Raw genomic sequence first — 15,884 nt, forward strand, 5'->3', positions numbered from 1 at the left:
TTACTATTAGTTTTTAAATATACAAAATAAAATAATACACGTCTTTCTTAAATAGCTAGCTAAAAAATTTGCTGACAGTTTTAAAACTGTTGCTAACCCTTTGACAACTTTAAATTTGATTTTTAAATTTTTAATCACTTATAATTACATAACCAATTATAAATAAATAATTAATCGTGTTTTGCCTGAAGGTAAGCATATTTAGCAAATCAGTTTTTTGAAAGACTGTTTAACACTTCATGAGACTTTAAATTTTGATACTTGTTTTTAAAATTAATCTAATTTTTTCAAAAAAAACTATTTACTCTTATTTGTTTTAGTAATAAAATGTTATCAGTTTAATGATAAAATGTTATCAGTTTAATAATAATATGTCATTGTTGCATTAATTTAGTATATTATATGTATTTTATTTCTAACTGTTTTTTCACAATCAAGGAGAGTATTATGAAAAACTTGGTAAAGTTTTTATTCCTAATATTGGGACTTCTCATTGGGATTACCTCTTTAAATCAAAAAGTTACTGCTGCTAGCTTTCCTCTGGGAATCGCAAATAATTTTAAATTTTTTGCACCAGGAACAGTAACTTTAGAACATAGCATTTCTAGCAACACTATCAACTCAAAAATTGCCGCTAATAAGCTGAGCGTTGATAAAGATCAGGCTAATGATTTTTACCAGACTGCCAATTTAAACCCTGCTTTAGTTTTAGGGTCAGTTGATAGTAATGATGATTCAACTGGTTCATATCTAATTAGATCTATTTCCCAACTAATGGGAAACCAGAGCAGTTTTATAGCTGACAACATTCCAAGTTCATCATCAAGTTTAAATACGGCTAATGGTTCTTATCTTTGGAGCTACAACTGGAATAGTCCAGCAAACATAACTTCAAATTTTCAGAGTTTTACCAATCGAAAGAATATACAGTTTTCAACAGTTGCCAGTTACTTTAATTCACTAGATTCTGAGATACCAGCTTCTGATAACGCAGCTGCTGCTTTCACGACTGCTACAACTCAATTACGAGCTTTAAGTACTTATTATGCAGATTCACAGGCTAACGTAATCAATGGCACCTATGTTGACAACACTGGGATTGAACGTTTTGACATAAGTTTGCCTGATAATTATCAAACTCCTCCTCTTTATACTTTAAACGTTGATTCAACTGCAAAAGGAATTTCGATTCATATTACAAATCAAAACTCTAATGAATCAGGTCCTTACTTTATAGTAAATTGGAAAAACCGTTCTACCTTCAATTGGACTGACCAAAACAGTTATAGCATCACAACTGATGGGAATAATTATGAAAACTTGGATTGGGCTTCTCATGTTATTAATAATTTCCCTGATTCTCAAACTGTTCGCCTTTCAAATTCAGCGGGAACAGGTGAAGAGTTTTTAGGCTCAATTTTTGCTCCAAAGTCCTCTGATGTCATTTTAGGAAATTATGGAACTGAAAAAACTCCACAATATATTACAAATGTCATTAGCGGGGGAAACATTGAGGTCTGGATGAATGGCGCAGCAATAAATAATATCATTTCAACGGATTTTCCAAAGCCTGCTGATACAACACCGCAAATCAAATCAGTTGAATTTAGCAGTGGATCTTCTACAGGTACTGTTAGCTCCAATAATGGATCAAGCACTCTTTCCAAAACAAATGATAATCCAACTTCAGCAAATATTTTAGTGCAAGATCTCAACAATAATAATTTATATGTAAAGGCCAACGATAATACTGCTTGGACAAAAGTGGCTGAACAAAATGGCAGATTCAAAATCAATGATATCTCTCACCTCAAAAACAAAGGTTATAACAATAACATTAATGTTGTCGGGAATCTTGCTGCTACGGAAAGCAATAACTTAGTTTCATTTGGATTGAAATTACAACGAATAAATACTTTAACTTTTGCAATTTCAAGTGCTGATAATGCTTCAAGTATAAATAATAGCAATATCATAACTTCATTTACTGCAACTGTTAATGAAAATGGAAATCTGACGGCTAAAATTCCAAATGTCACCTTTAATTCGGTTCCACTTGGGTCTAAAAATATTTTTCTTGCTTATCCTGTCAACTCCGCTTCAACTTCTCAACCAACAATTGAGATTAACGATGATTTAGGAGCCAGCAATAACGTATTGAATTTATCATTAGAAGTTGGAGATACGGTTGATAGCACCAACACAACTAGCGAATTCAGTAAATTTTTGAAAAACATGCTATCCAATAAATTCAACCAAGCTGAAAGCTTTAAGACTACTGTTGATCTGACTAATTTTTCTGGTAGTGATTCCATCAGTTGGAGTCTCTCATTAAGCGGCCTGGCTAATAATAATGATCTTTTAAAGGAGGTGACGCCCGGCGATTATACTACTAGCTTGCATTGGACAATGAGTCTGTCTGACCAATCAAGTAGTTAACCCCGCCCGTATATTTTGAATAATTTTTCATTTTTTGTTGTCTGTCACTTTAATCAATTTTTTTGGCAAAATTTTTGCTGGTAAGTTTTAAATTTTAAAAATAAAAAGGGGAATTTTATTTACCATGAATTTATTTAAAAATGTTAAGAATATTGCTTTAGTCGCAGTTACCTTAGGCGCTGGAGTTGCATTTACTACAAGTAGTGCAAGCGCAACTACTACAGCTAGTTCCTCATCATCAAGTTCCATTTTTTCAGGCGTTTCTTCAACATCCTCACAAGCAAGCGGCAATACTAGTGCAACTTTTAGCGTTAAGGCCGGTGATGGCAACGATAATGACGGCAATCCTAGTACAGGTGATGGATTAAAACTGACTTCCGCCCCATCTTTTGGTTTTGGTCAAATTTCAGTTGGTCAAATTATGAATAATAACAGCAATAAAGGTGTAGCGGCAACCTCCATTTCAAACCCTCTGACTGTTGAAGATTATCGAGGAGCAGTTTCAACAACTGATGCTCAAAGCTCGCGTGATTGGAACGTTCAAGCCTCAATGAGCGACTTCAAAGATCAAACCAATTCAAACGATAAATCCATTTCAGCAACAATTGGCGGAGTTTCAGCAAGCGGCGCTACTTTAAGCAATACTACAATTGGTACTTCTAATACACCTATTTTAGCATCAAACGCTAATGAAACTGATGGTACTAAAGCTGTTACGGCAAACGTTACCAGTGCTACTTTGAATTTCAATACTGCTACGTCTAACTCACCAATTGCTAACCACAGCTACCAATCAACTATTGTTTGGACATTACAAAACACAGCTGCACAAAACTAATTCAAATATTTTTAACTTAGACTAAAATAATAGCTGTAATTGTTTTGGCCTGAGATGATTGCTTAAAAAAGTATTGGGGAGAATTTACGTTGAAAAAAAGATTTTGGTATAGCTTGTTTATTGTTCTGATAGGATTTTGGGGATTTTTATTTGCAAAGCCAGCAATTAATGCTTATGCACAAGGTGCCGGTTTCACTGTATCTGCGGTTATTCCAGATAATCAGTATAATAAACAAGCAACTTATTTTGACTTGAAAGTCAGTCCTAACCAGACACAAACAATTTATGTTTATGTTCAGAATCTGACTAATCAAAATAAAACGATTATTGCTTATCCAAATACAGCTTATACAAGTGACAGCGGATCAGAAGCATACAACAAAAATAATTTAAAGGGATTTAGCAAAGCTCCTTATTACTTGTCTGATATCTTCGGTGCCCCACAAAAAATAACTTTAAAGCCTAAAGAAACCAAAAAAGTTGCTTTTACTATGAAAATGCCGCCGAAAAAATATAAAGGGATTCTCGAAGGTGCGTTCTATTTTCTCGATCAAAGCACCTCAGCAGCCCAGGCGACAAATCAAAAGGGTATGGCAATCAAGAATCGGTTTGCTTTAGCTTTAGGGATCGTTTTACGTGAGGATACTCAAACAATCGTTTCACCGCATCTAAAAATGAACTCGGTCAAGCCAACGATCAAGGATACAGCAAACTTCAGTCCAGCAGTTAAAGCTAATTTGGAAAATACTCGACCAACAATGATTAGCAATATGCGCGTTAAGGCTACCATTTCTAAAACTAAGGGCAGCAAAACCATGTACACTTCTTCGCAAAAAAATATGGGAATGGCGCCAAATTCTAATTTCAACTACTCAATCGATTGGAACAACGATGCTTTAAAAGCTGGAACTTATCATCTACATTTAGTTGCTCGTTCCGGAACTTTTAAGTGGGTCTTTGATCGTAACTTTACAATTACTTTGTCACAAGCACGCAAGATCAATAAGAAAGCAAATGTCGTCCGTAATTGGACTTGGTTGTATATTTTGATTGGCATTTTATTGTTGATCTTGATCATCTTGATTACTTATCTAATTGGACGTCATGCTGGTAAGAAAAAAGACTCAGAGGGTAAGCAGGGACATGCAACAGAAAAGGAAGAACACGATAAAAAATAATCTTTGCTTTCAGTTAAAGTTTTCAAGGAGGCTCATAATGAAATATCGCCTGGCAAGGGAAGTGATCAAGATCTTGTTTGGTTGTTGCGGAATTCTATTCGCCATCGTCATTAATTTGACAAATGTTGACGCTGATACCACTGCAACTTTTACAGTTGTTGCTGGCGATGGAGTCATTGCTAATAGTAATTTAACGACAAACGTGAGTGGTCAAACTGCGGCACAGCAAATTCAAGGAACCAATTCTCAAACTGCGGTTTTGACTAATTCAACCAATTTGGCTGCTAATAATCAACAGACTTCTGCTAGCAGCGGTGATCTGCAACTCCAGTCAGTTCCCAATTTGAATTTTAAAAGAGTTTCTGCTAGCGCAATATACAAAGGTGCAAGCATTTCTTTGACAAAAGCAGATAATCTCAAAAAGGCGAATACAGCGGGGGCACTGAGTGTTGCTGACTTTCGCGGTTGGGTCGTTTCCGCACAGGCAACAGCCTTTTCTAATGGAAAAACAACTATTACGCCAGCAATTACATTGCATTTTAAGCAAACTTTACTTAATAAGCGGATTGAACCAGTTAAAATAACTTCAAAAGTTGCTGTTCCAGTTGCCGAATCATCCATGACACCAACTCAGGGGGCTGGAATTGCAAATTTGATTTCAAGCATTTCAACAACGCTTGATTTTAAGGATCTTCCACAGAAACAGTTAGTTAAATTTAAACCTGGAACTTATCATGGACAAATTGTATGGAGTCTAAATAATACTGCGTCCACAGAATAATTAAAAAAATACTGCAAAAATTAGAAAAATTTTGCAGTATTTAAAAAATGACCTTAATTAATTTTGATTACTAGCAGTATTTTCCAAGGTCCAGGTTACTGTTCCTTGAAATTGTTGATTGCTCGAGGTTTGGTTTTTATTAATTCTTAGTTTGGACTTTGCAAAGCGAGTTTGACTTTTAGTGGATCGACTTGACTTTGAAATGACAGTTGTGCTTGTACTGGACAACATCGAACTTGATTCACCATTTTGTTGCTTGACATTTACAAATGCTGGAACATTTGTATTTCCTAGTTGTGCACTAATTGTCCAATTATCATGGATTGCTCCACGATAATCTTCAACGACCAAACTATTTGTACTCGTTGCTGACTTTGATGTATAACTTTCTTCACTTGAGGAATTTACTAAACTAGAAAGCCGATTTTTAGCAGTATCCTCCTTAGTCTTAAATTCCAAGACTGGAACTGAAGTTAATGTTAAACTGCCAGAAGTGACAGTAAAAGAAACATTCGAAGTCATTGTGTCAGCTTTAACTTCTTCAAAGCCGGCCAAGAAAACAAACAAAAAAATTGAAATAACTGAAATCAATAATTTTTTCATAATCAAAGCCTCTTTTCTTAAACTAAGCAAAGTCAAACCAAATCAACTTTACCTAGCATTGAATTTGATTAGTCAAAACATAACTTAAAGAAACTCCTTCCATTACAAAATTAGTGTTAAGTCTCGTGGTAACTTAACATATTATTAAATCGGTGCTTCTTTAAATAATTTTAATACTTTCAAATTCAAAAATAATCTTCCATTACTTTTTTTGCAAAGAAGCTTTACTTCTTAGAAATAGAATTAATTTTTCTTGCAATAAAACTTTATTTTAGTCCGTTTCTTAAAAAATCGATCCTCCAACTACCAACTAGAATGGTATGAATTAGAGGATCGGTTTTTAATATTTATTCAATAATATTGAATGACTGGCTCAATGATATCTATTCCTGACTACCAAACGTATCTGCAAGAACCCAAGTAACGGTTGCCAAATATGAATTTTTTTTGGTTCTTTCCTGAGCATGATTAATTTTCAAATTAGAACTATCAACTGCTGTTACTGCCTTTCCATCAGCTGGTTGCTTTGTGTTTGTTATCTTTGTTAGATCCTTTGAGAGACTGATTGCCGAGTGAGCTCCATTATTTAAATTGATTACAGCAGTTGTCCTTTGTGAACTTAGCTGAGCATAAACTGCCCAAGTATCCGAGCTCGCTCCACGATAATCAGTCACAACTAAATTGCTTTTCCCATTTGTACTAGCTGAATAACTAATCTCACTTGAGGAATTGGTCAAATCGCTTAATTCACCAGCATCTTCCCTTTTTCGAGTTTCAAACCGAAGTACTGGAACACTCGTTAATGACAAGTTTCCAGCAGTTACATTGAAAGAAACATTCGAAGTAGCCGTTGTTAAACTATCAGCCATCACACGTTCATAATCAACTAGGAAAACAAATGAAAGCAAAGAGAAAATCAAAACAATTGCTTTTTTCATAATCTATGCCCCCCTATCATCCCTAGCTTGATAAATCTTACTAGGAAATTTTATTCAAGATTATTAATATAGTCTCCTAAGTTATAAGTATTTTTATGTAATCGCTTTATATTCTCTATAATTTATAATAATCTTTTTACTGAAATAATCAAGAGGGGACCGTCAAAAGGTTTATTTAATATCTTGCAAGCCCCAGTACTTTATAGTGAATGTTTAAGAAAAGTGTTAACGAAATCATTCAAAACTGTGCAAACCTTACTTCATTTTGAATCATCTAACAAAAAGTTTTCATTTGTTAACCAAGCAAAGGTTCGCTGACAATTTGTCAGACAGCCTGGCCAAGAAATAATCCCTAACGACAACCAGACTGGCAAATATTGAATCATATAGCGACTACGACCACCTTCAAAAAGCAGCAAAAATAAAAAACCGCCAATTAATGCCAACTTGAAAATCTCCCGTTCTTTAAATTGGCTCCCCGCACCTAAACCTAAGGCAATTACGGTCAATAAAAAGACCCACCAAACTTGTGCTAAAAAGCGAAAATCAGCAATATTTCGGCCATAAAGATAAATAAAATTCTTTAACTTGTTGCTTAAACCTTTCTCACTTGGTCGTTGATTATCACGAAAAAAATGACCTTCTTTTAACCAGCCAAAGGTACCATCTGCAGTATTGTTACCCTGTTTCTTAATTAAGAACTTGGCATAACCCAATGGACCTAAAGACTTTAAACGTCTACTCAACATTTTTTTTGAATAAGCTACTCGTTGTTTTTTCGTCGGTAAAACAACCATTTTTAACGCCTGTTTTTCACTATAGCCACCTTCTCCATAAACTCCCATGGCCATAAAATGAATTGCCGGAATCGAGCGACCTGACTGCAACTCAATATACTGTTGACTCTGAATTTGCTGCTTAGTAAGTCGATAAGTTACGATCCCGCTGCCACCAATCAAAATTAAGCTCAAACCGACATAAGCTAGCGTGCGCTTATTAAAAAGCGGCTTTTTCTGCAAGCCATTGAGGCATTCAATCATAATAATTGCAACTACTGGTATAATGGCTGATGGCTTCATAAAATAAGTTAAAGTCACGCTAATCCCAAAAATGATTGCGGCTGCAGCTTTAATTACAATTGACCAATGCGATTTTTTTACAATAAAATAGCTTAGTAAATACAGTGAGACTAATGGTAAAACCCAAGCATCGGTATACGGCATAATGATTGTTGGAAAAACAGCCAACCAACCGGCTTGAAAATAAATTGCTGCAGCTGTCAACCGTGGCTGAATGACTGCAATAGTTAAGATATTAAGTATGGCTGAAAGATCAACCAAAATCAAAGTTATGTAATCAAAAAACATCCAAGAGGTTTGACCAGTTACTACTACCAGCCAACGCATCAAGAGCATGATCGGCAAATTATTATCATTAACGCTATAATAAGAAATCACGCTTGCTTCTTGAACATGTTTGGGATTAGTCGCTGCATAGTGCAGCATCCCAGAATCAAAGCCGCTAACTGGGTGAACAAAAGCAACAAAAAAAATCTGAAATGCAAAAACCAGCAGCAGTAAAATAAGCGCTGTTAACAATTTATGCTTGATGAAAATCCACCGGCAAAGCTGACGTTCTTTCCTAAAAACAACTAAACTGATCAATATGACTAAGCTGCCGATAAGTAGGCCAGTCGTTATTAACGTTGTGCTAGTCCCAAAGTAATAATTATCCCCAACTATTAAGTTGACTGATGTCCACGCGAAAAAAAGGGTGATTCCAAATAAAATGGTCCAAAAAATATTGATGATTAATCGGCTAAAATTAAATAACTGTTTCATTTTATTTTCCCCTTAAATTTAACACCTTTTGCTTCCATCAATCGACAACCGATATACAATATGATCTTGTCGGTGATTCTGCGACTTCTAAACGAATCAATCTAACTTTTAATGTTTCAACTGCTGGAGTAACCAGTTTATATAGCCAAACCGCAACGTTTTCGACTGTTGGATTAATTTCTTGAAAATATTCTAACTGATTTAAAAAACTGCCAGAAAATTTTTGAAAAATGTTATTTAACTTATCTTCAAGGTCTTTAAACACTACAGTCTGTCCCTGCTGGCTGCGAAATTCACAGTTAACTTCCCAAGTATGACTATGTCTTTGGCCAATTCCTGAATCCCAACGAATCGCATGACTGGCATTAAAGAATGATTTTATTCGGTAGCTAAAAACTAAATTTGCCAAATCAGCTCACTTCTTTCTATTTCTAACATTTTTTAAGTCTTTAAATATCACTTGTCGTACTTTTTGCTTTTCCGTCGAAAAAGGAGTTGAGTTCCAACTTGAGTTCTTCGTGATGCTATTCAAGGTCCCAATCAAACGAATCCAAGAGCAAATGAAATTATAAATCGGCAAGGTCCAAGCAGCCCACCAAAGTGAACGAAAAAACCGCCTTTCCGCCGCAAATGGTTTCAACAGCAGTAATACACATATATAATTTAATCCACCAACCATTACGTAAAGAAAATAGATAATTACGTAAGAAATTAATAACATTTGCCAAGAATATCCCCAAAATACTAAAACCAAACTGGCAAAAATCCAAATCATCTTGGGAAAAAGAAAAGTATGGTCAATCATCATTCGTCGAACCAAAAAATTGGTAAAAAACGATTTTAGACTCAAATTCTTATTATGCTCACGAACCACTTCCAATTCTCCTCGTTGCCAACGTTGACGCTGCATATACAGACTATCCAAGCTTGGAATCGGTTCAATATAAAAAATTGCATCTGAACAGATCACGACACGACTTTTTAAGCGATCACGCAATTGAAAGGTCATATCAGTATCTTCACCAATCGTTTCAGTGTCATATAAAAACGTTGTTAGCAATGAGCTTTTACGAAATGCCGAAAATGCTCCTGACATGGTAAACAACTGATTACGGCGTGATTCAATTGTTCTTCCAGATAAAAACGCCTGGGCATATTCAAAATATTCATTATGCTGCAATAAGCGCAGCCAAAAGCTTCTTTGATCCTTAATCATCTGTGAACGTGGCAAAATTGTTCCTGTCATTGCATCAATTTGCGGATTGTTTTCAAAGCGCAAAACCATATTCATCAAGGCATTTTTTTCTAAAGCCCCATCACTATCAATATTAATGACATAAGTACCAATACTGCCATAAATTGCTGCATTAAGTGCTTTGGCTTTACCCTTTTCAGTTCGCAAATATTGAATGTTTAGGTCCTGAAATCTTTCTTGCGCTCGCGTATAGACGCCAAAGCTATCATCAACGCTTTGATTGTCAGCTAAAATTATTTGGATTAAATTTTTAGGATAAGTTGAACGAGCAATTGACCAAATACAAGTGAAAAGTGTTTCATCTGAATTATAAATTGGCACAATTAGTGAAATCATTGGTAATTTGGTAGGAGGAGTTAATTTTGCCAAATACCAAGTATGGAACATTAACCAGATACTGGAAATAAAAGCAGGAATTATTTCAACGATCACTGGAATTAAAGTCCAAGTAATCCAAAAACCCATTTTAAAAAGAGTCAGCTCTAACCAATAAGTCAAAATATTAATGCCCCTTTAAATTTCTAGTTCGCTGGATCAACCGATGCCAAGAACTGTACAGACTCTGTGCCAGCTGCGAAGAAGTGAAAACATTATAGTATAAAACAATGGCTAAGATATAAAAGATAATCCTACCAATAATTGAGTGTGCAAGATAAAAATAACTGCCTCCACCAAAATGCACCAGCAAAATGATCAAATATAATCGCAAAACATTGGCCAAAAAGATCCAGCCAGCTCCAAGAAGCGAAAAGAATAATTTTTGATAACGATCAAATATCGGGAAAAAACTAACTAAACAAACGAAAGCTAACGTTTCAATAATACCTGAGCACTCATAATCAATCGTCATATTAACTGGTTCATAAGAGTTAAAAATACTTATAATATTATATTTAGGAATTGCGCGGCCAACCTTAGTCAATGAACTCAGCCAGCCCATCAGCAATGTAATATTATGAGTCCACAGCCAAGACCAATAAGGAGAACTAAAAAAAATTAAAATGAAAAACAACCCAACACTGCCCCAGATGAAGAAAAAAGCTGTTAATTTTGCTCGTTTAAATAATGATAAAACATAGAACCAAACGATTGAGCCAATAATTAGATAGATATTCATTTGCTGCCCCTTGAGAAATTATACTTGCGTTTTTTTAATTTCCACAAACCAAACAAGGCCGTTCCTAAACCCAGACCAGCTAAAACTACTGGATGCGTCGTTCCTCCACTGGTTTCAAGCTTTCCTGTCCATAAGTTAGTATTTTCCAAAGTGATAATTTGACCACTAGTGTTTGACACACCTTTGAGGTCGCTAAACGGAACCGCGCACTCAACAACATCTGCCCAGCCTTCAATTGTTGAACCATCGCCTAAGCTTTGGGTAATTTTCTCCTTTGTCACTGCAGCTTGACCATTAAGAGTCACGTATGATCCAGTCTTGGAATCATAAATGCCGAGTGAGATCATTTTTGTCTCACCATCATTTAATGACACTGAAGAATTATGATTAAAATCAAGTGAGTACGAGATCCCCCCAACCGTTAATGTATATCCTGAAGGCTGCAGCTGAGTATAACCGCCCTCAAGAACTGGTTCCATCGCTATATAAAAATAAATATTCTGATCATCAGCAATCAAAGCTGCCTTTTTAATATTATCGTTATCGTTGCCACTTACCATATTTGATTTAGTTATTCCACTCCAGTCGTTAAACTGACCATCAATAACAATCTTAAAGTTTCCACTAGTATTGGTATTAGTTACTGAATCACTTGAAGAAGCAGTCGAAGATGAATTAGCTTGCGTGCTTTGAGATGATGAATTATCCGAGACGGAACTTGATGAACTCGTCGTAGTATTTGAAGAGGAAGCCGAACTAGCAGAACTCGAATTACTAATTGTACTACTATTAATTGCCGTTACCGTTTGTGAGCCTAAATTTGAGTTTGATAATGTAATAGTTGATGTTACTGGTGTACTTTGATTCAATTTTGCCAGTGAAACATTAAATTCCATCTTTTGCTCATTACCGGATTTAATTAATTTTCCTACTCCCACATCAGTAATTGTTTTCCAGTTATCATTTTCATCTTGCGCTGAAACTGTTAAATCAGTTCCATTCTGTGACATAAATAAATTATAAGTCTGATTTCCAATCTTCAAGGTATAATTTGACAATGACAAATTGATACTGCCGTTATCCCCGTTATCAAGGTAGACATCAATTTCGGTGTTATTATTAACCATTGCCCAATTGCCAGTATAATAATAACCAAAAGTGTCCTTTGTTATGCCACTCCAGTCGTCGAATTGACCATCAATTTTAATTGCTGAGCTTGAATTATCAGCAAAGACACTGGGAACTATCCAAAAACAAGCTGCAACTATTAAAGTCGTTAAAAAAATCAGTGCTTTTTTCATCTTGAATACCATCTTTCTATACGATCCCTTGACAAATCAAAACAAAAATAAACAGATTTGGAACATTTAAAAATTTTGTTTTCCTCCGATATAAATAATGAAATTCAAAATTAGTTTTACCCGGAGGAATAATTATGGATACTTATTTCCAAACAACCGTCCAGAAGTTAAACAGTGAATTTACTTTTGAACTAGAACCGATTGTTAACATTCAAAAAATGAAAATTAGTGATTTTGACCTCTTATTACGCTCCCGCAAAACTAATTCTTTTCCCAGTAAAATGTTCAGTTCAATCTCTGCCAATGAAAATAATAATCAGCAATTTTTGCAATGGATCATTAATAATTTAATCTTGCAGTTTCAAGCAAATCCCTCCAAAATCATTGCCATTAATCTTGATCCTTTACAGTTAACTTATCAAAGCACCTTAGCTTGTCTAAAAAATTTATTACCTTATAAAAAGCAGTTAATTATTGAGTTAACTGAACAGCTTTTACCATTAGGACAACTAGATCGCTTAACAAAAGCATTAAAATATTTACGTTTCTTAGACTTTAAAATTGCTTTAGACGATCTTGGCTCCGGTGAAAACACTTTGCAGTTTTTATTAAATAATTCAGTATACTTCAAGCGCATCAAAATCTCTTTACTCAAATTCAAAACTCTAGACACTCTGTCATTAGATGCCCTGTTAACTTTCTGGAGTATTTTTGCACATAAGCGTCAACTTGAATTAGTTGTAGAAGGAATTGATTCAAATAAGAAGTCACATCATGTTGCAGATAAGCATATTTATCTGCAACAAGGCTTTCAATGGAAGAAAAAATTCAACAGTTTTTGAGTAATAATAAAAATGATAAAGTTTATTATTGCAACTTTTTTACTAAAAGTTGCAAATAATTAATTAATTTATCTTATTATATAATCTAAAGTAACTTTGATCAATATCTTTTAATAAATCAAGCGTTTTTGCGACTTGTTAATAAAGATTATTAAATTAATCAGCTTAGCGGCGTTATTATTTTTATTAAAAAAACAGGCACCCGCCCTTTGCAGATGCCTCGCCGTATAATAGAAACTAAAGTATAGCATTTAATAATTAGATTGTCTACAAAATCGCTAAAAATTACTTAAATAGTTCTGCTTCATCATTCTAATATCAAAAATTAACCTCTGTAGCTGCTTGCCAAAATAAATGGTAACTTTTCGTTTGTCGATCATGGCGCTCATCGTAAATCTGTCTAACCTCTTTTAAAGACATTCCTTCTATTACAAACTCTAAGCCAGTTTCCAATGATAATTCTAATAAAAAAGCTAGTAGCTCTTTAAGGGTCCCCCTTTTTAACCTTCTAAAATCTAAAACCGAGAACTTGATTCTTTTTAGGGACTTGTAATTTTTAACCACGAAACTTAAACTATTTTCACCGGTACAGATATCATCTAAAGCCACGGCAAAGCCGGTCATTTTTAAACGTTTAATAACTTCAGCAAGATCAATTTGCCCAACAGTTAAGGGTACTCTTTCAGTAATTTCGATCTTTAAACGGGAACGATATTGGCTAATAGCCATGATGAACTTCCAAGTATCTCTAAAACTAAATTGTTGGGGATCTAAATTAAGATTATAGATATCTTGATAATTATTACTCATGATTTGATCAATTTGCTGTTTTAACCAATTCAAAAACCAATAATTACCAACTTGATCATTAATTACTTTTGAAAAAAAGTCTGTTGGAAAATCATTAGTTTTTCGCGTGCGAAGTAATAATTCATATTCCTTAACCCTGCCAATTTCATTATTAATTGGCACAATTGTCTGGCCAATAATTTTTAAATCTTTAAATTCATTCTTTAAGCTACTTATCATTTTCGACCCACCTAATTTAAATCATTGAAGCACGTTAAATTTAATGATAACATCAATTTATAAATCTTGTACTTCTACCTAATTCACTTAACTTATAAAAAGGGAAACTGTCAATGAAAGCAGAAAAAGACTTGTCTCAAAAGCTAGCTAAATTTACTTTAATCGCACAGCCAATCTTTGATGCAACCAAAAGAGAAGCTAGTGATTTTGAATTACTGCTTCACTCCAAAGACTCCGATCAATTTCCGGTTGCTGAATTTTCCTATTTTATAAAAAATAATGCTAATAATGAAATTTTACTTAATTGGTTCACCTGTCAATTAAAAACCAAGTTCAAAAAAAAGCCACAGGAAAAATTTGCAATTAATTTAGAACCGCAGCAGCTGTTTTTTCAAAGTACCCTAAACTGTCTTAAAGAATTAAAAATCTATCATAACCGTTTAAGTCTTGAAATCACTGAACGTCCACCTAAATTATGTACTAATGTTCAAAGCTTGGTTCAAAAATTGCAGCAAATAAAGGCTCTAGGTTTTGAATTAACTTTAGACGATGTTGGAACTGGTATGAATACTTCATCATTTGTCTTGGAAAATGCCAAATTCTTCAAACGAATAAAATTTTCATTGATCAAATCGAATAAACGTTCCTGGACTTCTTGCTTAGAACAATGGTTTAAATTAGCTCAGAGTCGGCAAATCGAGTTTGTTATCGAAGGAATTGATAATCCTGAAAAAGCACAATTTGCTTTAAGCAAAGGGATCTATCTGCAACAAGGATTTTTATGGAATGCTTTAGCAGCTGAATAATCCGCCTTAGTTTTGCTGGTTTTGTGAAATAACGATTTGATCACGACCGTTATTTTTAGCTTGATACAAAGCTGCATCGGCTTCCCGAATAGCAGCATGAATATCATTAAACTGATCCATTTGAGCGATTCCACTAGAAAAGGTTAACTTGACTTCAATATTATTCTCCGTAATAAATGGAGTCTTTTTTAATAGCTGCTTTAACTTATTAGCAGCTAAGTAACACTCTCCTGGAGCTCCAGCTTCGATAGTTACACAAAATTCTTCACCACCAAAACGAAATAATCTTGCTTTAGCAAAATCTTCAGTAAATGTTTGTTTCAGATTTTGAGCAAAAAATTTTAAAATTTTATTTCCTTCAAGATGGCCGTAATGATCATTGATTTTTTTAAAGTTATCAATGTCAAACATCAAAACTGTATGAATCGAATCATCCTTTTCAGATCGATTAATAAATCGCAAAAAAGCCCGATAATTTCTTAAAGTTGTCAGTTGATCATGTGTATTTTCATAATCAAGTTCTTTTTTTCTTTGAGCTGTTTCATTCTTATAATGGAAGTAAAGGATTGTCCACAGCATGATTAAAAAAGTTCCAAGCAATAAGAAAAAAACAACAATTGACAATTTAACAAGTGAAAAATACGGCGGCCAAAAAATAATTACTGGTACTACATTGCCAATAAACATCGCCCAGATTAATTTTTGAAAACTATTAATTTTCATCCGTTCCAATAGATAACAACAACCTAAAATTAATAAACCGCCAATAATCTCGGCTATCAAGGGCCCAATTACACTTTTTTTATCAATCATTAAGCATGCAGTTATAACTGCCGGAGTTAACGCAAAGTTTAGCAAACCATATGAGCGCTTACTTAAGAAAAATGATGCAATAGCTAATGTATAACCATAATAA

Annotated in this window: 15 protein-coding genes; 6 read left to right on the plus strand and 9 right to left on the minus strand. The window is 34.2% G+C overall.

Translation table 11 applies throughout. The features are described 5' to 3' along the window. The first annotated feature begins 447 nt into the window (after window positions 1-447). The 4 genes from ON15_RS09425 (at window position 448) to ON15_RS09440 (ending at window position 5,236) form a co-directional block, all read left to right on the plus strand. Window positions 448-2,439 carry a hypothetical protein gene (locus ON15_RS09425; protein ID WP_010581243.1) on the plus strand — a complete coding sequence of 664 codons (1,992 nt, stop codon included), beginning with the start codon at window positions 448-450 and terminating at the stop codon, window positions 2,437-2,439. A 124-nt stretch (window positions 2,440-2,563) separates the two neighbouring features. Further along, window positions 2,564-3,277: a WxL domain-containing protein gene (locus tag ON15_RS09430; protein ID WP_010581244.1), complete on the plus strand. Its 714-nt coding sequence runs from the start codon at window positions 2,564-2,566 to the stop codon at window positions 3,275-3,277. An 89-nt stretch (window positions 3,278-3,366) separates the two neighbouring features. After that, on the plus strand, window positions 3,367-4,455 hold the full coding sequence (locus ON15_RS09435; protein WP_010581245.1) for a DUF916 and DUF3324 domain-containing protein: 1,089 nt from the start codon (window positions 3,367-3,369) through the stop codon (window positions 4,453-4,455). A 37-nt stretch (window positions 4,456-4,492) separates the two neighbouring features. Then, a complete protein-coding gene (locus ON15_RS09440; protein ID WP_010581246.1) occupies window positions 4,493-5,236 on the plus strand; it encodes a hypothetical protein in 744 nt (247 codons plus the stop codon). Window positions 5,237-5,293: 57 nt separating this feature from the next. Here ON15_RS09440 and ON15_RS09445 read toward each other — a convergent pair whose 3' ends face one another. The 7 genes from ON15_RS09445 to ON15_RS11295 form a co-directional block, all read right to left on the minus strand. Then, entirely contained in the window at window positions 5,294-5,839 is a 546-nt protein-coding gene (locus ON15_RS09445; RefSeq protein ID WP_010581247.1) for a hypothetical protein, read from the minus strand. A 383-nt stretch (window positions 5,840-6,222) separates the two neighbouring features. Then, entirely contained in the window at window positions 6,223-6,777 is a 555-nt protein-coding gene (locus ON15_RS09450) for a hypothetical protein (RefSeq protein ID WP_010581248.1), read from the minus strand. Between the two features lie 260 nt (window positions 6,778-7,037). Beyond that, a complete protein-coding gene (locus ON15_RS09455; protein ID WP_010581249.1) occupies window positions 7,038-8,618 on the minus strand; it encodes a TIGR03766 family XrtG-associated glycosyltransferase in 1,581 nt (526 codons plus the stop codon). 37 nt (window positions 8,619-8,655) lie between these two features. Continuing rightward, window positions 8,656-9,027: a 6-carboxytetrahydropterin synthase gene (locus tag ON15_RS09460; RefSeq protein WP_010581250.1), complete on the minus strand. Its 372-nt coding sequence runs from the start codon at window positions 9,025-9,027 to the stop codon at window positions 8,656-8,658. Window positions 9,028-9,033: 6 nt separating this feature from the next. Then, window positions 9,034-10,371: a TIGR03111 family XrtG-associated glycosyltransferase gene (locus tag ON15_RS09465; protein WP_010581251.1), complete on the minus strand. Its 1,338-nt coding sequence runs from the start codon at window positions 10,369-10,371 to the stop codon at window positions 9,034-9,036. A 4-nt stretch (window positions 10,372-10,375) separates the two neighbouring features. Then, entirely contained in the window at window positions 10,376-10,990 is a 615-nt protein-coding gene (xrtG, locus tag ON15_RS09470) for an exosortase family protein XrtG (RefSeq protein WP_010581252.1), read from the minus strand. Then, complete coding sequence (locus ON15_RS11295) at window positions 10,987-12,291, minus strand: Firmicu-CTERM sorting domain-containing protein (protein ID WP_010581253.1); 1,305 nt, start codon at window positions 12,289-12,291, stop codon at window positions 10,987-10,989. The genes xrtG and ON15_RS11295 overlap by 4 nt, the downstream gene beginning before the upstream one ends. 134 nt (window positions 12,292-12,425) lie before the next feature. Here ON15_RS11295 and ON15_RS09480 point away from each other — a divergent pair, with 134 nt between their 5' ends. Further along, a complete protein-coding gene (locus ON15_RS09480; protein ID WP_010581254.1) occupies window positions 12,426-13,133 on the plus strand; it encodes an EAL domain-containing protein in 708 nt (235 codons plus the stop codon). Window positions 13,134-13,451: 318 nt separating this feature from the next. Here ON15_RS09480 and ON15_RS09485 read toward each other — a convergent pair whose 3' ends face one another. Further along, the gene (locus tag ON15_RS09485; protein ID WP_010581255.1) at window positions 13,452-14,162 is read right to left on the minus strand and encodes an EAL domain-containing protein; all 711 of its coding nucleotides are present in this window, start codon (window positions 14,160-14,162) and stop codon (window positions 13,452-13,454) included. A 113-nt stretch (window positions 14,163-14,275) separates the two neighbouring features. Between ON15_RS09485 and ON15_RS09490 the strand changes: the two genes are divergently transcribed. After that, window positions 14,276-14,968: an EAL domain-containing protein gene (locus ON15_RS09490; RefSeq protein ID WP_010581256.1), complete on the plus strand. Its 693-nt coding sequence runs from the start codon at window positions 14,276-14,278 to the stop codon at window positions 14,966-14,968. A 6-nt stretch (window positions 14,969-14,974) separates the two neighbouring features. Here ON15_RS09490 and ON15_RS11300 read toward each other — a convergent pair. Next, window positions 14,975-15,884: GGDEF domain-containing protein (locus ON15_RS11300; RefSeq protein ID WP_010581257.1), on the minus strand; the 910-nt coding region annotated here is incomplete at its 5' end.

The organism is Liquorilactobacillus vini DSM 20605 (genome assembly GCF_000255495.1).
GTDB lineage: Bacteria > Bacillota > Bacilli > Lactobacillales > Lactobacillaceae > Liquorilactobacillus > Liquorilactobacillus vini.